This is a genomic window from Alloyangia pacifica, assembly GCF_900116195.1.
In the GTDB taxonomy this organism is placed as follows: Bacteria; Pseudomonadota; Alphaproteobacteria; order Rhodobacterales; family Rhodobacteraceae; genus Salipiger; species Salipiger pacificus.
Genome location: NZ_FOZW01000020.1, coordinates 17,446 through 38,459, shown reverse-complemented (window position 1 = coordinate 38,459; position 21,014 = coordinate 17,446). Strand labels below are relative to the sequence as shown.

General features: G+C 65.8%; 15 protein-coding genes and 1 pseudogene. 2 read left to right on the top strand and 14 right to left on the bottom strand.

Translation table 11 applies throughout. The annotated features are described in order from the left end of the window. Positions 1-247: 247 nt before the first annotated feature. The 5 genes from BM397_RS26845 to BM397_RS26825 all read right to left on the bottom strand — a co-directional run bounded on the left by BM397_RS26845 (position 248) and on the right by BM397_RS26825 (position 7,395). Positions 248-1,873 (bottom strand): dipeptide ABC transporter ATP-binding protein, encoded by a 1,626-nt coding sequence (locus BM397_RS26845; RefSeq protein WP_092430875.1) that lies wholly within the window; start codon positions 1,871-1,873, stop codon positions 248-250. Next, on the bottom strand, positions 1,873-2,838 hold the full coding sequence (locus BM397_RS26840; protein ID WP_092430873.1) for an ABC transporter permease: 966 nt from the start codon (positions 2,836-2,838) through the stop codon (positions 1,873-1,875). Before BM397_RS26840 ends, BM397_RS26845 begins: the two co-directional genes overlap by 1 nt. Next, positions 2,828-3,811: an ABC transporter permease gene (locus tag BM397_RS26835; RefSeq protein WP_092430871.1), complete on the bottom strand. Its 984-nt coding sequence runs from the start codon at positions 3,809-3,811 to the stop codon at positions 2,828-2,830. The genes BM397_RS26840 and BM397_RS26835 overlap by 11 nt, the downstream gene beginning before the upstream one ends. A gap of 102 nt (positions 3,812-3,913) precedes the next feature. Continuing rightward, complete coding sequence (locus tag BM397_RS26830) at positions 3,914-5,491, bottom strand: ABC transporter substrate-binding protein (RefSeq protein WP_092430869.1); 1,578 nt, start codon at positions 5,489-5,491, stop codon at positions 3,914-3,916. Between the two features lie 62 nt (positions 5,492-5,553). Next, positions 5,554-7,395, bottom strand: a complete 1,842-nt coding sequence (locus BM397_RS26825; RefSeq protein WP_092430867.1) for a CocE/NonD family hydrolase — start codon at positions 7,393-7,395, stop codon at positions 5,554-5,556. A gap of 136 nt (positions 7,396-7,531) precedes the next feature. Here BM397_RS26825 and BM397_RS26820 point away from each other — a divergent pair, with 136 nt between their 5' ends. Beyond that, on the top strand, positions 7,532-8,452 hold the full coding sequence (locus tag BM397_RS26820) for a LysR family transcriptional regulator (RefSeq protein WP_176806949.1): 921 nt from the start codon (positions 7,532-7,534) through the stop codon (positions 8,450-8,452). A 339-nt stretch (positions 8,453-8,791) separates the two neighbouring features. On the opposite strand, the pseudogene BM397_RS30035 reads toward BM397_RS26820, so the two are convergent. The 9 genes and pseudogenes from BM397_RS30035 to BM397_RS26775 all read right to left on the bottom strand — a co-directional run. Next, positions 8,792-9,025: pseudogene (locus BM397_RS30035) on the bottom strand (transposase); the annotation flags it as partial. A gap of 249 nt (positions 9,026-9,274) precedes the next feature. Beyond that, a complete protein-coding gene (locus BM397_RS26810; RefSeq protein ID WP_092430865.1) occupies positions 9,275-10,756 on the bottom strand; it encodes a gamma-glutamyltransferase family protein in 1,482 nt (493 codons plus the stop codon). A gap of 12 nt (positions 10,757-10,768) precedes the next feature. Then, positions 10,769-11,518 (bottom strand): SDR family NAD(P)-dependent oxidoreductase, encoded by a 750-nt coding sequence (locus BM397_RS26805; RefSeq protein WP_092430864.1) that lies wholly within the window; start codon positions 11,516-11,518, stop codon positions 10,769-10,771. After that, positions 11,515-12,942, bottom strand: a complete 1,428-nt coding sequence (locus BM397_RS26800; RefSeq protein WP_092430862.1) for an amidase — start codon at positions 12,940-12,942, stop codon at positions 11,515-11,517. Before BM397_RS26800 ends, BM397_RS26805 begins: the two co-directional genes overlap by 4 nt. Positions 12,943-12,971: 29 nt before the next feature. Next, on the bottom strand, positions 12,972-13,295 hold the full coding sequence (locus BM397_RS26795; RefSeq protein WP_092430860.1) for a 2Fe-2S iron-sulfur cluster-binding protein: 324 nt from the start codon (positions 13,293-13,295) through the stop codon (positions 12,972-12,974). A 36-nt stretch (positions 13,296-13,331) separates the two neighbouring features. Then, complete coding sequence (locus BM397_RS26790) at positions 13,332-14,525, bottom strand: cytochrome P450 (protein WP_092430858.1); 1,194 nt, start codon at positions 14,523-14,525, stop codon at positions 13,332-13,334. A gap of 37 nt (positions 14,526-14,562) precedes the next feature. After that, positions 14,563-16,314, bottom strand: a complete 1,752-nt coding sequence (locus BM397_RS26785; RefSeq protein WP_092430856.1) for a hydantoinase B/oxoprolinase family protein — start codon at positions 16,312-16,314, stop codon at positions 14,563-14,565. Next, positions 16,311-18,386: a hydantoinase/oxoprolinase family protein gene (locus BM397_RS26780; RefSeq protein ID WP_092430854.1), complete on the bottom strand. Its 2,076-nt coding sequence runs from the start codon at positions 18,384-18,386 to the stop codon at positions 16,311-16,313. Before BM397_RS26780 ends, BM397_RS26785 begins: the two co-directional genes overlap by 4 nt. A 6-nt stretch (positions 18,387-18,392) precedes the next feature. Next, on the bottom strand, positions 18,393-19,553 hold the full coding sequence (locus BM397_RS26775; RefSeq protein ID WP_092430852.1) for a mandelate racemase/muconate lactonizing enzyme family protein: 1,161 nt from the start codon (positions 19,551-19,553) through the stop codon (positions 18,393-18,395). A 531-nt stretch (positions 19,554-20,084) separates the two neighbouring features. On the opposite strand from BM397_RS26775, the gene BM397_RS26770 reads away from it, so the two are divergent. After that, positions 20,085-20,951: an ABC transporter substrate-binding protein gene (locus BM397_RS26770; protein WP_092430850.1), complete on the top strand. Its 867-nt coding sequence runs from the start codon at positions 20,085-20,087 to the stop codon at positions 20,949-20,951. Positions 20,952-21,014: the final 63 nt, after the last annotated feature.

The following is a 21,014-nucleotide window of genomic DNA, read 5'->3' as shown; positions in this document are numbered from 1 at the left end:
TCTGATGGTGCGAGACCAGGCGGCCGGCTCGCCGTGCACCACCTGATGCCGCCATCCGTCGCCCTGCTCGGCGCTACGGCCGACTTGAAGCGTGAGCAGAATCCACGGACCAGGTACAGTTCCATGCTCCGATTGCGGAACTTTGCGCCTCACCGGACGCGCTTTTGGCTGACCCCGTCACGGCGCCAGCCAAAGGCGTGAGCGCCGCGCCGAGTTGCTCATCGAAGCAAGGGAGCGTCGCCCGTGCTCACGCAACCTTTGAGATGTCGAGAATGGAGTCCAGCAGCATGCGCGTATAGGGATCTTGCGGTGCGTCGAACACCTGATCCGTATCGCCCTTCTCAACCAGACGGCCCCGCTGCATCACGCCGATGAAGTCGGACATCCGGCGCACCACCGCAAGATCGTGGCTGATCAGCAGATAGGTCAGCCCCAGTTCCTCCTGCAGGCTCGCCATCAGATCCAGAACCTGCGCCTGCACGGACACATCCAGCGCCGAGGTCGGCTCGTCGCAGATGATGAACTCGGGCTCGCTCGACAGCGCGCGGGCAATGGCGATGCGCTGACGTTGCCCACCCGAGAACTGGTGCGGAAACTTGAACATGGCATCGGGCTCCATCCGAACCTTGCGCAGAAGCTCCGCCACCTGTTCCTCCAGGTCGCGGCGCCCCGCCCTGCGGTTCGGGCCGTGCAGCGGTTCGGCGACGATGTCGCGGATACGCCACCGGGGGTTCAGGCTTGCATAGGGATCCTGAAAGATCATCTGCACCCGCCGCCGCTGGTCGCCGCTCATGCCCTTGCGACCGGAGATCCGCGCACCCTCCATCAGCACCTCGCCGGAGCTCGGCGGCAGCAACCCCGCGATCATGCGCGCACAGGTCGACTTGCCGGAGCCTGACTCCCCCACAAGTCCGAAGGTCGTGCCCCTGGGGATCTCGAAGGTCACATCCGCCACCGCCCGCAACACCGGTGCGGCGAACCGCTGGCGCAGCGTTCTGGCCGGGAGACGGAAATCCCGGCATAGACCCTGGACCTCGACCAGAGGCGCCACACCGGCTGCAACCGGCTTGCGGTCGCGCGCATCCGCCACCGAGGGGATCGCGGCAATCAGGCCTCTCGTGTAGCTTTCGGAAGGGCGCCGGATGATGTCAGCGACCTTGCCGGTCTCGACGATCCGCCCCTTGTTCATCACCACGACGCGGTCGGCGGTCTCTGCAACCACACCCATGTCGTGTGTGATCATCATCACCGCGGTCCCACGGCGCTCGCACAGCGCCTTGAGAACGCCGATGATCTGCGCCTGCACCGACACATCCAACGCCGAGGTCGGCTCGTCCGCGACGATCAGCTCGGGCTCCGCCGCGATCGCCAGTGCGATCACCACGCGCTGGCGCATGCCCCCCGAGAACTGGTGCGGATAAGCGCCAAGCCGGTCCTCGGCATCGCTGATCCCGGCTTCCGACAGCAGGTCGATGGCGCGGGTGCGGGCCTGGCTCTCGGACAGCGGCAGGTGGCGACGGATGGTCTCGATCATCTGCTGACCGATGGTGAACAGCGGATTCAGGCTGGTGAGCGGATCCTGTGTGATCAGCCCGATGCGCTTGCCGCGCAACGCGGCGACCTCGGCCTGGGGCAGCCCGGTGATCGGGACGCCATTGAGCAGGATTTCTCCCGAGACGATCCGGCCGGGCGACTGGATGAGCTGGATGATCGCGGCTCCGGTCATCGACTTGCCCGCCCCGGACTCGCCGACAACTCCGACGATCTCGCCCGCGGCGATATCGAAGGAGACGCCGTCGAGCGCGCGGAACGTTTGGCGTCGGTCGGGGAAATCGACGACCAGATTGCGGACGGAAAGGACTGGATGGGTCATCAGCGAAGCCTCGGGTTGATCGCGTCGCGCAGCCAGTCGCCCAGCAGGTTGACCGACAGCGCCAGCAGCACAAGCGTGAGCGCGGGGAAGAACAGGATCCACCACTCGCCGGAGAACAGGAATTGCTGTCCGATGCGGATCAACGTGCCGAGCGACGGCTGGGTCGGCGGCACCCCTACCCCCAGGAAGGACAGCGTGGATTCCTCGATCACCGCCAGCGCGAGGCTGATCGTGGCAATCACCAGCACCGGTCCCATCACGTTGGGCAGGATATGGGTCGCCAGGATCTTCACCGGGCCCTTGCCCGCGATGCGCGCCGCCGCGACATAGTCCTTGTGGCTCTCGACCATGGTGGCGCCGCGCACGGTCCGGGCGAATTGGGCCCAGTTGGACAGGCCGATCGCGAAGATCAGCACCCAGATCGCTGCCGATTCCTGAAGCGAGGGCGGGATGACGCTGCGCGCCACGCCGAAGACCAGCAACGCGATGAGGATCGCCGGAAAGGAGAGCTGGACATCGACGATGCGCATGACCACCGCGTCGGCAAAGCCGCCGCGATAGCCCGCCAGCAGGCCCATGCCGACCCCCAGCGCGACGGCAAAGAGCGTCGCCGATGCCCCCACGAAGAGCGAGACGCGGCCGCCGTGGAGAATGGTAGAGAGAATGTCGCGGCCCTGCGCATCGGTGCCCAACAGGTAATGATTGCCCGAAAAGCTCGAGGTCGTCATCGGCGGCGAAAACCCGTCCATCAGCTGCAGAGACGCGGGATCGAACGGATCGTAGGGCGCGATCAGCGGCGCGAACAGGCAGGCGAGCACAAGGACCAGCAGCACGGCAGTCGCGATCACCACCACAGGCGAATGCCACCAGGAATAGGCCACATCGGAGTCGGAGATTTTCGCAAGCAGTGAGCGGCCGCGACTGCCCGACGTGGTCTTGCCTGGCAAGACTTGGTTACCCTGCATTCTTGAGACTCCCTGCGTGAAGCCTGGGATCAACCAGGTAGTAGAGCGCGTCGACGATCAGGTTGATCACGACGAACACAAGCGCGATGAAAAGCATGTAGGCGGACATGATCGGCACATCGACGAACTGCACGGCCTGCACGAAGAGCGAGCCCACACCGGGCCATTGAAATACCGTCTCGGTGATGATCGCGAAGGCGATGATCGACCCCAGCTGCAGACCGGTGATGGTGATCACCGGAACCAGCGTATTCTTCAGCGCGTGGCGGAAATTGATGGTGCGCTCGGAAAGGCCGCGCGCGCGGGCGAAGCGGATGTAGTCCTGGCGCAGTACCTCGAGCATCTCGGACCTGACAAGGCGCATGATCAGCGTCAGCTGGAACAGCGCCAGCGTCAGCGCCGGCAGCACGAGCGACTTGAGCCCCGAGGAGGTCAGCAGCCCCGTGGTCCACCAGCCGAGGTCGACCACCTCGCCGCGCCCGAAAGACGGAAGCCAGTGCAGCTTGACCGCGAAGAGCTGGATCAGCCCGATACCGATCAGGAAGGTCGGCAACGAGACACCGATCAGCGACAGCGTCATGATCGTCATGCTGACAGGGCTGCGCGGACGCAGCGCGGTCAGGATGCCCATCACCAGCCCGCCGACAAGTGCGATGGTGACCGACAGCATGGCGAGTTCGAGCGTGGCGGGCAGTCGCGACAGGATGAGCGGCAGTACCGGTTCCTGCAAGCGATAGGAAATGCCGAAGTTGCCGTGCAGCGTATTGCCGACAAAGCGGGCGAACTGGGCAAGCACGGGCTCGTTCAGCCCGAGGCGGTCGCGCAGCGCGGCACTGTCCTCGATGCTTGCGTCCTGCCCCAGCATGCCGGCAACGGGGTCACCCACGTAGCGGAAAACGATGAATGAAATGAGTGCGACGGCGATCATGACGATCAGCGATTGCGCGACCCGTTTCAGGATGAAGAAAAGCATTGTGTCCCCCGTGAACTCTGCGTTTGACCGCAGACATGAGATGCTGACGATTGTGCGACCGGGGTGGTCCCGGCGGCTCGGAGGCCGCCGGGACCGGCACCGTCAGTCCAGCGTGATCGTCGCCATGTTGGGCTGGTTCTCGGGGTGGATCGCAAGATTCAGACCGTCGCGCATCGCGTAGGCCAAGACCTGATTGTGGACCGTCAGGAAGATCCGCTCGTCCTGTACGAACTGCCAGATCTCGGCGATCATCGCGTCGCGCTTCTCGAGATCGGCCTCGGTGGCCAGCGCCTCGATTTTCGCATCAAGTTCGGGGTTCGAGTAGCGCGACCCGTTGTAGGAGCCGTAGGATCCGTCGCGGGTGTGCACAAGGAAGTCGAACAGGTACTGCGAGTCGAAGGTCGGCACGCCCCAGCCAAGAAGGTAGAAATCGGTCGTCCAGTTCTCGATCAGCGCAAAGTGCTGCGCCCGGGGCTGGGCGATCAGGTTAATCTTGATCCCAATCTGCGCGAGCATGCCGACCACGGCCTGGCAGATCGCCTCGTCGTTGACATAGCGGTCGTTGGGGCAATGCAGGGCGACGCTGAAACCGTCGGGATATCCGCCCTCGGCGAGCAGTTCCTTGGCCTGGGCGATGTCCGGCGCGGGATAAGCGTTCAGCGCCTCGGTCCAGCCGTTCGCGAAGGGGGCCAGCGGCATTCCCGCCGGATCGGAATTGCCGCGCATCACCACCCGCTGGATGGTGTCGCGATCAACCGCAAGCGACATGGCTTCGCGGACCTTGGGCTCCTTGAAGGGGTTCTTGCCCTTCACATCGGAGGTTTCCAGCTCATCCGACGCAAGATCGTAGGAGAAGAAGATCGAGCGGTTCTCGGGGCCGACCGACACCTGGAAGCCCGGGCTGTTCTCGAGCCGAGAGATATCCTGCACCGGGACGTCCTGCACCACGTCCACTTCGCCCGACAGCAGCGCCGCGATCCGCGTCGCATTGTCCTTGATCGGCGTGAAGACCACCTCGTCGACGGCCGGCTTTTCACCCCAGAACTCCGGGTTGTAGGTCAGCACGGTCTTCACGTCGGGCACCCGTTCGACCAGCTTGTAGGTTCCGGTGCCATTGGCATGGCGCACAGCGTAGTTGCTTTCGCCGGCCTCGTAGTTCTGCGGTTCGAGGACATCATGCTCCTCGGACCATTCGTGATCCATGATGAAAGTGTTGGTCAGGTTCTGGACATAAAGCGGCTGCGGCCCGTCCATCTTGACCTGTACCGTGTAGTCATCGACCGCGACCACTTCGACAACATTCTTGTGCAGCCCCTTGAGCGCCGAATGCTCGTTGCGGATGCGATTGAGCGAGAACACCACGTCGTCAGCGGTGAGCGGCTGGCCTTCCTGGAAGGTCACGCCCTGCCGGAGCTTGAATTCCCAGACCGTGGGATCGTCTGGAAGCACGCGCCATTCGGTGGCCAGCCGCGGCTCCAGTTTGCCGTCGTTGCCGCGCAGTGCGAGGGTGTCATAGATGTGCTGCAGCAGGTTGCGCGTCGGGCTGTCGTTGTTGGCATGCGGATCGAGCGTCAGCGCGTCCGCCGAGCGCGCCCAGCGAACCGTCTCCGCGGCGAGCGGCCCCGCAAGAAGCAGCGGACCCGCAAGGGCGGCCACCAGGGCCAGATTTCCAACTTTCATAGTATCCTCACTGTTGTCTTTGATTTGGTTATATTTTTTGACGCGCTGTGCCGCGCTGGTTTTTATTGCTTGACCGGAAGTATGATCCGCGAAGGCATCGCCTCTCCCCGTGCGAAGGTCAGCAGCGGCGGGCGTCCGTGCGGGACCTGCGCGCAATGGTCATCGTCCGCGCCTGCGATCGACAAACGGATACGGCTGCCCTCGGAGAAGCGCCAGGCCGTAGGCGAAAAGGCCAGCTGCAGCTTCTCGAATTCCCCGACCGGCAGCGGTGCCGCATCTTCCCGACGGAAGCTCTGGAACGGCCAGGACGTGCGGTAGCTGGCGGGGGCCTCTTGCACCTTGCGGTGGATGGCGCGCAGCAGCGCTTCGGTCACATAGCGCTCGGTGCCGTCAGCCTCGACCTCGGTCAGGTAGAGAAACAGCGCCGCGTCGGGTTGGCTTGATTGCATCCAGAGCTCGGCGATCACATGCCCCGCGATTTCGCTCGGCGCGGCCAGCGGGGCGCTGGTGAACGACAGCATCCGGTCGCCGCGGCCCTGCCAGTCACAGTAGTAATCCCGCGAGTCGACGGCAGCGATGCGCTCGTAGCGGGTTTCATTGCCCGTCCCGATGTTGAAATCGACCTGATACATGTCGTCGCCCGCCACAGCCGCGGTCTCGCTGAGCGCATTGTCGACCGACAGGTTCAGCACGTGATCGGTGTCGGCCGGCGGCCAGACCGCGGCGGAGCGCCATTCCTCGGCGTGCATCGCGTAATAATGCACCGGGGCTTCGTCCCGCAGCCCGGTATCCATACCCAGAAGATAGGTATCGAAGAACCTCAGGACTTCCGCGAGGATGTCGAAGTCCGGCTCGACCGCCTGCCGCCACGGCGAGACATCGACGCGCGCGCCGTGATCCCACGGCCCGATCAGAAGGTGGTGCGGGTTGTCACTGAGGGTCAGAAAGCGCGAGATCGCCCCATTCATGTAGCCAAAACCGTCATACCAGCCCGAGACCGACATGATTGCCACGTCCGAACGCGTGCCGCCGCTGTAGCTGTAGGGGCTGAAGGAGGCAGAGCTATAATCCGCGTCATAGGGCAGCGGCTCTTCGCGGAAACGGAACTCCGACATGAAGTCGGTATGGCGATAGTTGTTGCGGTGCTCGGCCAGCGCCTCTGCCAGCAGCACGCCGTCAGGATCAGCGTCCACCGGCTGTGCGCCGATATAGTCCGGATCAGACCAGTACTTGAACGCCTTGAGCACCTCCCGGTCGTCCTGATCCAGCCCGATCATCAGGTCGTCGTAGAGCTTTGTCAGCGCTTTGAGCTGGATGCCCCCGGGAAAGTAGTTGTCTGCGTAGGTGTCCCAGACCGAGAACAGCGGCGCGATCGCCTTGACCGCGGGATGCCCGGTGCTGGCCAGAAAGTCCGCCTGAGCGCCGAGATAGGACACCCCGCCCGACCCGATCACCCCGTTTGACCATTCCTGCGCGACGATCCAGTCGCAGACATCCGCCGTATCGAGCCGCTCTTCCGGCGAGCGGAAGCTGCTGCGCGTGCCGAAACTCGCACCGGTGCCCCGGCAATCGATGACGACCACCGCGTAGCCGAATTTAACGAAACAGTCGCGGTAGGCCGCGGTGTTCGGGCTGGGTTCCGCAGTGCTGCCCTCCTTGGTCTTGAACCGCCGACGGTAGGGCGTGAAAACGGTGATCGTCGGAAAGCGCTCCGGCCCCGGCATGCCGTCCTTGCGCTCCGGCAGAAAGATATCGACGGCAAGGCGGCAGCCATCGCGCATCTCCACATATTGAGACACCGGCGCGCCGAGCTGAAAGTCGCAGGACCGCTGGGCAATGTAGCGATCCGGCGAGATCTGCCACGCGCCATCAAGGTTTTTACGGTCTTTCAATTTGTCCAGCATGCGACGTCCCATCTCGGAAGTTCCTCCGCCAGCGGTCGATCCGTGGCGGCTTTGGACAAATGTCATGAAAGTTTTCTGTATACGTCAAATTCCAACTATGTCAGTTTGTATGCGTTTTCCGCATATTGGGGCTGCCATGTCATCTCTCTATCGCGGGCTCGAAGCCCTCCGTGCGTTCGTTGAAACCGGGTCGGTCTCCAACGCGGCGCTGCGTCTCAGACGCACCCAGCCCCAGATCAGCCGGACCCTTGCCCAGCTCGAAGAAGAGATTGGTTTCACACTGTTTCTTCGGAATACAAGACCTCCGACACTGACCCGCGAAGGACGCCGTTTCTACGAGGAAGCCGAGGGCGTCGTGCAGGGCATGGACAAGCTGCGCTACCTTGCGAAACAGATGCGGGAGAAGGAAACGAAGCACCTGAGAATTCTCACGACGCCCTTCATCACAAATGCGGTCGTGACCGATGCAGTGGCAGATCTGACTTTTTCAGGGCAGCTCGACTCCGCCCAGATCGAATCCCGCCTGCACCTTGGAATCGAAAGCTGGATGAGCACCGAGATCTTCGACCTCGGTGTCATCGTGGCGGCACCGGCCCACCCCTCGTTCGAGACCCGCACCTTCCTGACGGTCGAACCAATGGCCATCGTCCCGAAGGACAATCCCCTCGCGCAGAAGGCAGAGATCAGCTTCGACGATTTCGCGGACCAAAGCATCATCCAGCTGCATAGCCGTTCCATGTTGCGCCAACATCTGGCGAGACTGAGCGCCGAACGCGGAGTCGAACTGTCTTCGCCGTTTCAGGCGGCAAACGGTCTTATCGCGTGTCAGCTGGTCGACCGGGGATTGGGCTGCTGTCTGGCCGACCCTTTCGTTTCGACCGCATCGGGACTTGCCAATATCGCCATCCGCCGGTTCACCCCGGCGCTCAAGCTGGAATACAGCTTCATGTATCCGCTCTGGCAAAGTCGCTCGCAGCTGGTCGAGATCATGTCGGAGAAGATCGAAACCCTCGCCTGCCAGAAGTGGCAGGAGTTGACTCAAAACGCCGATCGATAAGCCTCTGCCCTGTGCCGCCCCTGTAGCTCCGACAGGAGCGCCTCCGGCGGGCGTATTGCCAAAGAGAAGAAGAGACAAAGGAGGGTACCGCGCTGGCTTTCGCATGTTGCCTGCGCCGGGGACAGTGCAGGGCAAACACCCTGTGCAGCGCGCAGACCACGGCCACCGGCAGCACGGGCACGATCCTCCCGGCCCTGTGGCGACCTTCGCTGCGCGGCGCGATACTGGCCGGGCACCCGGCAGGCCCGGCGCCCGGAGGCCCGAAGGGCTTGGGGGCTCCGCCCGTTCCGCCTCCGTCCGGACCAGCTTCTCGAGTGTCAGGTCAGACACCGCGCGTTGCAGCCTCAGGGCCTCCTTCTCGAACTCCTTGGGGCGCGACGGCTGAGCCGGGTTCATCCCGCCATGCTGCTTCCGCCACCGGGAGAACATATGCCGCGATATCCCGATAGTCCGCACCGTATCGGCAATTGACAGGCCCTGAGCATGCAGCCCGCGACCGGTCGAAGCTCGATGACAATGTCTTCTGGCTTCTCTCGCATTCCCGCTCTTCCCTAGTGCTCCCGTGCGCCGCAATCCTACCGGGTTTCACGCTTGGTGGGTGGACCACTGCACCAGGGCCGGACCACCATGATCGACAGGGCGTTGGATCCGTTGGCTCAACCCGCTTCAGCGCCGCGCTTGGATCTTCCAAGCTCTTTCGGCCAAAGAAGAGGCACCGCGAACGCCCACCGTCCGGCACCTGTTTGTTCACTGGCCGCCTCGTCCAAGGCCACGCCGACACCGGTCCCAAGGGCACCTCACACCGTCGGGGCATGACGCTTCCTAGGCCACGCCCGCCGTTGTCAGCCGACGCCAGTCGGCCAGGGCGCGCGGGCTGCCGTCGTGCAGCCCCGCCGCAACGACCGCGCCGAAGCGCAGATCGCCGGCGGGAAGGACCTTCAAGGCGTGACCGAGGGCGCGGAGCGCCTCGATTTCCGGGTGCGACTCTTCGATCAGAAGTTGCCCGTTCTCAGACCTCCATCGCGGCGCTGCCACCGCTGCGGCGAGATCTTCGCCCGCAAGCCGTGCCCGGGACAGCACCTGCAGCAAGGTCTGCACCTGCCCGTCGGCACCAGGGGTGGCCAGGGCCCAGACGGACCCGTCCGGGCCGGTCAGCAGGGCCGGCGCGAGCGTATGCACCGGTCGTTTTCCAGCGGCGGCGTCATTCGGCGCAGGGCCAAAGCCCGCGGCGCGGTTGTTGAGCGTGAAGCCACCCTCGGGGACGTAGACCGCGCTTCCGAAATCGTCGAAGACGCTGACCAGCGACGAGACCACGCATCCGTCGGCATCGGCGCAGGCCACGCCCGCGGTGTGCAGGTAAGCGCGCGGTCCGCCGCGGTGCAGGGCCCGCTCGGGATCATAGGTCAGCGCCTCGGACATCAGTGCCATGCCTGCGCCAGCCCGCGCGCGATAGGCGAAGGCGGCCTCGGTGAGCTCGATTCCGGCGTGGTCCATCGCGCGGCCGGCCTCCGGCGACGCGGCTTCGAGCGCCGCGAGGGACATGTTCAGCAAGATGCCCTGCGTCATCGGCGGCTGTGTCATCACCGTGAGCCCCGCCCAGCTGGTGCTGTTCGGCGCGCTCACCACGGTCTCATGCGCCGCCAGGTCAGAGGCCCTCAGGGTCCCGCCAAGCGGTCTCACCGCGCGCTCCACCGCCTGCGCAATTTCCCCCTCATAGAACGCGGTTGCGCCGCGATCCGCCACTGCGCGCAGCAGCGCGGCAAGCTCCGGCAAGCGAACCAGATCGCCCTTTTTGCGGTCGAAGAGCGGCCAGCTCTCGGCCCCGCCCGCCAGCAGCCGATCTCGCTGCGCGACCAGCGCTCCGGCGAGGTAGGAGGTCACCCGGAACCCCTCTTCGGCCAGCGCGATGGCCGGGGCGAGCAGCTCGGCCAGAGGCAGCGTGCCATGCCCTGCGTGAAGGCTTGTCCAGGCGCCGACCAGGCCCGGCACGGTGATCGCGTTGGCGCCTTCGATGGGCTCTCCGGCCCAGCCCGCCGGCGCGCAGCCAGTGCCGTTGATCGCGGTAACGTCGCCGCCAGCCGCGTGCACGAGCGCCAGCATGTCTCCCCCAAGTCCGCAGGCATCCGGCGAGATCACCGCCAGCACCGCCTGCGCCGAGATCAGCGCATCCGCGGCCCCGCCGCCGCGTTCGAAGGCGCGCAGCCCGGCCGCGGCGGCCAAGGGGTTCTCACAGGAGATCGCGCCGCGCCGACCCTCCATGACGGGACGGAGCGGCGACGAGAACGGGTCGGCAAGGGTGAACATTCGAACGCTCCTTCAGACTGCGGTATAGCCGCCATCAACCACCAGCTGCGTCCCGGTGACGTAGCGGGCGGCCGGGGAGGCGAGATAGAGCACGCTTCCCGCGAGCTCCTCCGGGGTGCCGTGGCGACGCATGGGGATGCCGCTTTCGATCTTGCGGCGCACCTCCGCCGGGTCCTCTTGATGCTCCCAGAAGGTATCGTTGAACGGCGTATCCACCCAGCCCGGCAGCAAGGCGTTGACCCGGATCCCGCACGGCCCAAGCTCGTCGGCCAGCGCGCGCACCAGCCCGATCACCCCGGCCTTCGTGGCATGGTAGGCCGGCATTCCCGCATGACCGCGCAGGCCGCCAGTGGACGAGGTGAAGATCACCGACGGGTTGTCCGATGCGCGCAGATGCGGCACCGCGGCCTGGGTGAGGAACATCGGCAGCGACAGGTTCACCGCGATCGACCGCTCCCACATCTCGGCGGTCCAATGTTCCAGATCCGCGGAAAGCATCAGCCCGGCATTGACGAACAGGCAGTCGATGCCGCCCTGCGCCTCAACCGCGAAATCCACTGCCCGTGCTGGCGAGGCCGGCTCGGCAAGATCGAGCACGCGGGTCCGAAGCGTGCCGGGCTTCTCCGCCGCAGCGGTCTCGAGTGCGGCCAGCCCCTCGGCGTTGAGATCGCAGACGGTGACCGTCGCGCCCTGTTCGAGAAAAGCCAAAGCAGCTGCGGCACCGATTCCGGTTGCGCCGCCGGCGATAAGAACGCGGGTCATGGAGAACTCTTTCTTTGGGACTGGTAGACTGTGGTCAGGTGGTCATGCTGCCAGCCGATGCTGGCTTCGGCCCAGGCCGCCAGCGAGAGCAAAAGCGCGTCACTCCCCGGCGCGGCAGCGAAGAGCGCGCCCTCGGGGCGGTTCCGCGGGTCGCGGATCAGCGGCAGCGACAGGCTCGGAAAGCCCGTCAGGTTCCAGGGTCGCGCAAAGCAGGTGTAGTCGCGGTTGCGCGGTCCGGTCTCATGATCCGGGCGCATCAGCGACAGCGTCCCCGGTTCCGGGGCGGCGGCGTTGAGCGCCGGGCTGAGCAGCAGATCGTAGGTTGCAAAGCAGGCAAGGACGCGGTCTCGGTAGGCCAGGATGGTCTCGCGCGCCGCCAGCACGTCGGCGCCGGTCACCTTGCGACCGGCCTCAATCCGCGCCCAGGTTGCGGGTTCGAAATGCCCCGGCAGGGCGGACAGCCCGGCGGCCTGCTCCATCGCGGCGACGGTGGCGGCGAGAGAAGCCAGACGCACCCTGCGCTCGGCCTCGGAGAGCTCCGGCGTGATCGGCGGCAGGCGCGTTTCGGCCACGTCCAGCCCCAGCGCCGCCAGCCGCTCCGCAAGAGCCGCGAGCCGCCCCGCAATCGCATCGCAGGTTGCGCCGCCATCGGCGGCCTGCAGCACCAGACCGATGCGCGGGCGTCCGGCAAGCGGCGCGGGGGTGGCGAGATCGGGCCGGTTGGCGGCCACTGCGAGGGCCAGCGCCGCGTCGGCCGCGGTGCGGGTGAGCGCGTTTTGCGCAGCCATGCCCCCGGCCCCTTCGATGCGTTCGGGGCCAAGCGGCACGAGCCCATGGCTCGGCTTCAGCCCGACGAGCCCGCAAAGTGCGGCCGGAATGATGATCGAGCCGCCCGCGTCGCTGGCGTGGGCGATCGGCACGATCCCGGTAGCCACGGCCACGGCGGCACCGCCGCTCGACCCACCAGAGGACAGGCCCGGCGCATAGGGATTGCGGGTCGAAAGCCGTTGGTGCCGGCTTTCGCACCCCGAGGTGCCGCCCAGCTCGGGGCTGTGGCTCCGGCCCAGCAATACGGCCCCGGCGTGCAGATAGCGGTCGACCACGGTGCTGTTCTGCGCCGCCGGCGCAGCCGGAAAGCCGCTGCCGTTGGCGGTGGGGCGGCCCGCCACCGCGCAATGCAGATCCTTGATCAGCATCGGCACGCCCGCCAGCGCACCGGTCAACGGACCGGCCGGCTGATCAGAGCTGGCCACCTCTGCGCGCAACGGAGGATCGAAGTGTTCGCAGATTGCCTGCAGCCCAGGGTCGACCTCGGCCATGCGGCGACGCGCGGCGGCCAAGACCGCATTCCCGCAGAGCCGCCCGGCCCGCAGGCCGCCGGCCAGCCCAACGGCATCGAGCCGGACGTAGCTGCGCGTTTCCATTCCCGGGGGTCCTGCCTGCGCCACGCCTTTCAGTATTGTGCGTCAGGGAGCCGGACGATCAGCCCCGCCATCGCCTCGGTCATGATCAGCTGGCACGACAGCCGGCTCTCGGGCCGCCGCTCGGCGGCCGTGGCATCGAGCATCTCGTTTTCCACCTCGCCGACGTCGGGCAAGCCAAAGCCGCCCGCGTTCTGCACGTAAACGTGGCAGGTGGCGCAATTGATCGAGCCGCCGCACTCTCCCATGATGCCGTCCACATTGCTCATCACGGCCGCTTCCATGATCGAGGTTCCGACGGCCACGTCGAGCACGGTTTCGGTGCCGTCATCGGCGATAAAGGTTACGTTGGGCATGTCGCCTCCTGTCTCTTGTCCGGGGACCGGGTTTTCTCAGGCCGCCTTGGGCGTGAGCGCCAGCGGCAAAGTGGTCAGGCCGCGCAGGCCGGGGTGCATGCGCAGCCCGGTGGGCCCGGTCACCGCCATGCTGTCGATCTGCTGGGCAAAGGCCTGGAAGAAGCACTCGGCCTCGAGCCGCGCGAACATCTGCCCGACGCAGCCGTGGATGCCGACGCCGTAGCCCATCTGCCCCTTGATCTTGCGGCTGATGTCGAAGGTATCCGGGTCTTCGAAATGCTCGGGATCGCGCCCCGCCGAGCCGATGAAGATCATCACCTTCTCGTTGGCGCCGATGGTCTGCCCGGCCAGCTCCGTTTCCTTGAGCGTGGTGCGGAACAGGCTCTGCGAGGAGCTGTCCCAGCGCGTCGCCTCCTCAAAGGCGTTCCGGGCCAGCGTGGGGTCGTCGCGCAGCTTGGCGTATTGCTCGGGATGCCGCGCCAGCGCCCACAGGCACAGGCCGATGCTGTCCACCGTCGTGTCGACGCCCGCAGAGAGGAACGTGCGCACCAGCATCATCGCCTCTTCTTCGGTGATCTTTCCCTCGTCGGCGGCACCATAGATGATCTGCCCGATCCCGCCTTCGGCCAGCATGTCGCGCTGGCAGCGGCGCACGATCCAGTCGGGCACATCCTTGTGGGTCTCCATGTACTCCTCGTACCAGGGCACCACCGGGCCGAAAGCGCCGAACACCATGGTGCCGTAGATCAGCAGGTTCTCGCGTCCCTCTTCCGCGAGACCGACGCTGTCGGGGAAGACCTTGAGCGGATAGGCACGGGTCAGCGCGCTGACCGCCTCGATCTCGCCGCGGTCCCTGACCTCGGCCACCATGCGCGCTGCATCGGCATCGAAGCGCTCGCGGATCTGTCGCAGCACCTTGGGCGAGAGCGCGCGCGACAGCACCGTGCGCGTGCGGGTGTGCTCGGGCGGATCGACCTCGAGGATGATCGACGGCTTGCGCCAGGGCTTTTCCTTGAAGTAGTTGCGGATGCCCCCACCACCGGCGTTGGAATAGGTGTCGTAGTCGGTCAGCACCTTCTGGCAGGTGTCATAGTGGTGAACGCACCAGATATCGTGCTTTTCGAGATAGACGACCTTTCCCAGACTGCGCAGCTCGGCATAGGCGCTGTAGGGATCAGCGCGGAACTCGGGCGAGAACGGGTCGATCTGGCTGGTGATGCGGTTGGGCATGGGAGGCTCCTGGGTCTTTGGGTCTGTCGGGGACGGCTCAGCTGCCGCTCCCTTGCGTTGCGCGCATGTCGGCACGGAGCGCCGCGGTTGCGGCCTCGTCGACCGTGCCTGCGGCCGGGTCGGACAGCACCACGCCGTAAGCGGTCGCTGCGGCCTCGACCGAGACCAGCCCGTCGAGCACGTCCTCGGCTACGCGGCTTGGATCGCGCCGCAGCGGGTCGCCGTAGCCGCCTCCGCCAGCCATGCGGTGGCGCACCAGCGCACCGGCATTCAGCGTTTCGGCCTGAGTTGCCAGTGGCGGCATCGCGCGCAGCGTGTTGCCCGCCTCGATCTCGGTGAACGCGGGCTTGCCCTCGCCGCCGCCGAACAGGCCGTGCGGCGGGTGGATCGCCTTGTCCGAGCGCACCCCGAAATAGGTGTCGTCGGCAAGGGCACGCCACTCCCGCTGGATCGAGACGCCGCCGCGGAACTCGCCCGCCCCGCCGGTATCGGCGACGAAGCCGTAGCGTTCGATGCGCAGCGGGTAATCCGCTTCGATCATCTCGATCGGAACGTTGGACTGGTTCGAGCCCATGTGGGGGACCCCGGACTGCCCGTCATGGGCCGAGGTCGCCCCCCAGACGCCCATCACGCATTCCGAGAACACGAAGGGCTTGCCGCCCTGCTGACCGCCGAAGCTCGGCAGGGTGGAGCCGCCGGTATTGTCAGCCGCAATCTTGTCCGGGAGCGCCTCGGCAAGCGCACCGAAGATGCAATCGATGATGCGATAGCCAGTGATGCCCCGCGCGCCGCAGGGCGCCGGGTAGACGCAGCTCACCAGCGTTCCCGGCGGTGCGGTCACGGTGATCGGGCGGGTGTAACCGTGGCAGTTCGGCACCTCCTCGGGCATGATCGAGCGCAGTGCAGCGTAGACGTTCGACTTGCAGAACGAGAGCGGCGCGTTGATGCCGCCCTTGACCTGATTGCTGGTGCCGGTCCAGTCGGCGGTGATCTCGCTGCCCGAGACGGTGAGCGTCAGGTGCAGCTCGATCGGCTCGGGATCGGCGCCCAGCCCATCGATATGATCGACGAAGCTGTAGCGGCCGTCGGGGATCGCCTCGATAGCCTTGCGCGAAAACAGCTCGGCCTGGTCCTGCAGCGCCTCGGCGTAGGCCTCGATCTCGTTCGCGCCATAGCGCTCGAGCAGCTTGGCAAAGCCCTGACGCCCGGCACGCGCGGCCGCCATCTGCGCCCGAAGGTCGCCGATCACCTGCTCCGGCACGCGCACGTTGGCGGCGATGATCTCGAACAGCATCGGGTTCTCGACACCGCCCTCTACCAGCTTGAGGAACGGCAGGCGCAGGCCCTCCTGATGGATCTCGGTTGCGCCGATCGAGTTCGAGCCCGGCACCAGACCGCCGACATCGGCGTGGTGGGCAATGGTCGTGGCCCAGGCGCAGATCCGGCCCTCGGCGAAGATCGGCTCGATCACGTAGATGTCCGGCAGGTGCTGGCCCTGGATGATGTAGGGATCATTGCCGACAAACACGTCGCCCGGGTTGATCCGGCCCTCGAAGGTCTGCACGAGATGGTTCATCGCGTCGTAGAAGCTGCCGAGGTGCATCGGCGTGGTGACACCCTGCGCGATGGTCTCGCCGCGCGCGTTGCAAAGCGCGGTGGAGTAATCCATCGCGTCCCGCACGATCGGGGAATGCGCGGTGCGCATCAGGATCAGCGCCATCTCGTCGGCGATGGCCTCGAAGCCGTTTTTCAGCACTTCCAGCAGGATCGGGTCGATCTGGCGGCTCATGTGCGGGCCTCCCGGACGAAATTGATGACGATATTGTCGTAGCCGTCACGGAACACCGTGGCGTCCGGCGGCACCACGGTGGTGCCCTCGTATTCCTCGATGATCATCGGCCCTTGGACCGGAGTTTCGGCCAGCGCCCCGCGATGCAGCACCGGCGTGTCGCGCAGGCCCATCTCGGCGCCGAAATAGACCGGACGGTGCGTGCCCTCGGCAGGCCGGCTGCGCTCCTGAAGCGCCATGCCGCCGGCGGTTCGCGGCGCGACCGCGCCCAGCACCCGGAGGTTGACGATCTGGATCGCGCCGTCGAGCAGGTGGCCGTAGCTGCGGCGATGTTCCGCCTCGAAGGTCTCCCGCACGGTGCCTAGAGCATCTGCCAGCGCGCCGTCGCGCGGCAGGTCGATCTGCAGCTCGAAGGCCTGACCGGCGTAACGAAGATCGGCGGACCAGCGCAGCTCGGGCCGGGCCTGATCGAGCTCGGTCAGCACCTCGGCTTCCATCTCCCGCAGGAGCGCTTCCGCCCGGGGTGCGGTCGCGGCGTCGAGCAGACCGAGGAAGGCGCGCGCCCGGGTGGCCTCTAGATCGGCAAAGAGCAGCCCGACCGCCGAGTAGACGCCGGCGGCAGGCGGGACCACGACGCGGGTCATCTCGAGCTCGCGGGCGATCATCGCGCCGTGCACCCCGCCGTTGCCACCAAAGCAGAACAGCGTGAAGTCACGCGGGTCGCGCCCGCGATAGGTGCTGACCGCCTTCACCGCCCGCATCATCGTGACGTTGGCGAGCTTGTGCACGCCGAAGGCTGCCTCGTGGGCATCGCAGCCCAGATGCGGCGCGATCTCGGTCTCGAAAGCGGCTCGACTGGCAGCCGCGCGGATCGGCACCGTGCCGCCGGCCAGCGCATCCTGATTCAGGTAGCCGAGCGTCACGTTCGCGTCGGTCACCGTGGCCGCGGTCCCCCCCTGATCGTAGCAGAGCGGTCCGGGCGAGGAGCCGGCGGATTGCGGACCGACCTTCAGCGCTCCGGCGGCATCGATGCGCACCATCGAGCCCCCACCCGCGCCGACCTCGGAAACGTCGATCACCGGCAGTTTCAGCGCGTAGCCGCCGCCCTTGGTGAGCCCGGCCGAGAGCGAAATACCTCCGCCGACTTCGTATTCGCTGGTGGCGTTGATCCGCCCTGCCTCGATCATCGCCGCCTTGGCTGTCGTGCCGCCCATGTCGAAGGTGATGATGTTGTCATAGCCCGCACGCGCGCCCATGCGGGCGGCGCCGACGACGCCGGCGGCGGGACCGGATTCCACCACCGTGGCGGGCTTCGCGATGATCTGCTCAATCAGCTGGACCCCGCCCGAGCTCTGCATCATGGTCAGCCGCCCGTCCTGCCCCGCTGCCTTCAGACGGTTCGAGAGCGAGCGCAGGTAGTCCGCCACCGGCGGGCCGATATAGGCGTTGGCGACGGTGGTCGAGGTGCGTTCGTATTCGCGGATCTCGGGCAGAACCTCGCAGGAGAGCGAGATGAACTTCTCGGGCAGCCGCGCCCGCAGGCGCGCCCCGACCATCTGTTCGTGCGCCGGGTTGATGTGGGAATGCAGAAAACAGACCGCAACCGCATCGACGTCGAGCGCCGCGATCCGGTCGATCAGCGCCTCGACGGCCTCCGGGTCGAGCGGCTTGAGCACCTCGCCGCGCGCATCCATGCGCTCGGCCAGTTCGAAACGGCGACGGCGGGGAACGAGCGGCGCGGGCTTTTCGTAGAGCGGCTCATATAGACGCGGCACGCGGATGCGGCGCAGCTCGAGCACGTCGCGGAAACCCTCGGTGGTGATGAGGGCAGTCTTCGCGCCCTTGCCTTCTAGGATCGCATTGGTGGCGACCGTCGAAGCATGCAGGATCTCGTCAAAGCGGACGCCGCCCTCGGCCTCGCCGAGATCGTTGATCGCCTCGATGATCGCGGTGGCATAGTCGTCCGGGGTCGACGGCACCTTGCGGGTGAGCAGCCGTCCGTCCGCGGAGAGGCAAGCGATGTCGGTGAAGGTTCCGCCGATATCGGCGGCAATGCGAAAACCCGATGCCACGGCGCGTTACCCCCGGTCCTGGCGGTATTGCGCCAGCTTCGCCCCGTCGATCTCGATGCCGAGACCAGGTGCCTCGGTGACGAAGATATGGCCGTCGCGGACGGTCATCGCCTCGGTGATGATGTCGTCCTTGTAGTAGTTGCCGGCATAGGCGCAGGGGTGGCTCCCCGCCGGTGCGTTGACCGGGATCACGCTGGGCAGGGTCACGCAGGGCTGCGACAGAACGAAATGCAGGTTCGCGGCATTGCCGATGCCCGACTCGATCGACCCGTTCACATCGCAGGGGATGTTCATCGTCTCGGCGATGGCCGAGACCTTGCGGGCCCCGACGAAGCCGCCGGCCTTGGCGAGGTAGATCGAGATCCAGTCCGCCGCCCCGTTGGCCACCACGTCCATCGCGTCCACCGCATCCCAGCAGCTTTCGTCGGCCATGACCGGCAAGCCGCCGCGGGCGGTGATCGCCGCCATCGAGGACATGTTCGCGCCGGGTTGTTCGCAACCGTCGGCCCCGGCCTCGCGCAGGCGGGCAAGGATGTCGATTGCGTTGCGGGCCGTACGGTAGCCCTGGTTGGCATCGAGCCGCAGGAAGACTCCGTCTCCCGCTTCGCGACGCAGCTCCCGGATCAGTTCAATGTCGCGGTCGGCATCCACCCCGCCCTTGATCTGAAGCGCGGTGCAGCCATCCGCCAGCGCGCCAAGCGCTTCGTCCATGGCCTCGGCATGACCCATGAGGCCGACCATATGCGCAAACCGCACACTATCGCGAACCTTGCCGCCGAGCAGGCGATAGACCGGCTGGCCCAGGACCTTGCCCCAGGCATCGTGCAGGGCGATATCGATCGACAGCTTGGCATAGGAATTCCCGATCGCGGCGCGATCCATCGCAAGCCGCGCCGCGTTCACGTCCGAGACATCAAGCCCGACGACCACAGGCGCAAGCACGTCGCGCACCATGGCACAGACCGTGGCCTGCGTTTCGCCGCCCCGGCGGCCAGCGGCCCCGCCCCAATCGGGCAAGGGCGTTGCCTCGCCCCAGCCGATCACGCCACCCTCGGTTTCGAGCCGTACGACGACAAAGCCGCCAAGATCCTCACGCAGTCCGGCCCACTTGAAATCCCGCCGGACTGGCAGGCGAATGGGGAATGCCTCAATACTGGTGATCTTCATGCTCTGTCCTTGCTCGTCTTCACTGTCGGGCCCGGTGCTCCGCTCCGGGTCAAATCCTGACGCCACATTCCCGTCGGCCCGGGACGCGGTCAATGCAAAATTTTCTGAAACGAAAATTTTTGAGGATAACCCGGGAATGTGAGCCAGAAGAGATCGAGAGGAGACGCCACTTCTCCGCAGGCACAATCCGACTGGCCGCTACCGCCATGCAACTGCAAACATCCAGATCATTGCATTGAAAACTAATGCTTTAATCTCAATACTTCGAGTTTTGAGACGTCGCGAAGGGCACGCCATCAACAGCGCTTTGATCGCTTTCGCGCCGATCTCGCGTCAACCAGCGCAATTTTCTTTCGTGAGACGTCGTGCCCGAAAATTGGGCAAAAGCGGCTATTTTTGCCGTTCAGAAAAATTAATTTGCGTCAAAGCAAATTTGTATTGGATTCTTCCGCGCGCTCGGTCCCAACTGCGGATGGGAGTTTCCCCACCAACCAAGAATACGCCTGAACCGCCCCAACAGGAGCTCAAACAATGACCTTCAATACCCTTGGCGCCGCCATCGGGCTCGGCGCCGTCACCCTGCTCTCGCCGGTCGCGGGCTTCGCGCAGGACGAGACCATCGCAAGCTGCGATCCCGCAGCCTTCGCCGCGAAGTACCCCGCCCTCGACGGGCGCAAGGTCGTGCTCGGTGCCGACCCCTCGACGCCCCCTTACGCCATGATCGATCCCGACGACCACGAGACGATCATCGGCTCCGACATCGAACTGGCCAATGCCGTCTTTTCCTGCATGGGACTGGAACACTCGGTTAAGCCGGGCGCCTGGCCCGGCCTGTTCCCCGCGGTGGTGTCGGGCCAGGTGGACCTGATGTTCTACCTCTACCACAATGCCACGCGCGCCGAGCAGGGCGACTTCGTCACCTACATGCGCGCGGGTTCGGGCGCCATCGTGGGCGAGGGCAACCCGGCGGGCATCACCTCGAAAGCCGATCTCTGCGGCAAGACCCTGTCGGCAGGTCTCGGCACCGTCGAGGAGCGGCAGGCGACGAAGTGGTCCGAGGAATGCGTTGCCGAAGGACACGATGCGATCACCGTCATGACCTCCACCGACGTCGCCTCGGGCTTCCGCCTCGTGGCCTCGGGCCGCGCCGATGCGATGGTCACTGACCTGCCGCTGATCAACATGATGCTTAAGCGCCAGCCCGAAGCCTTCGATCTCGGCTACGAAGAACTGACCGATTGGCAGATTGGCGCCGCCTTCGCCAACGACGACCCGCTCGCGCCGGCCGTGTTCGAGGCCCTGAAGATCGTTCAGGCCAACGGAACTCAGGACGAGATCTTTGCGAAGTACGGCATCGAGCCCGAGCTGATCATTTCGGCCGAGTTCAAACCCGAATAAGGCCGGTTCCCGCCCTAAAACCGCTCTTCGCTGGTCCGGTGCCCCTCCGGGCCAGCGTTTTCC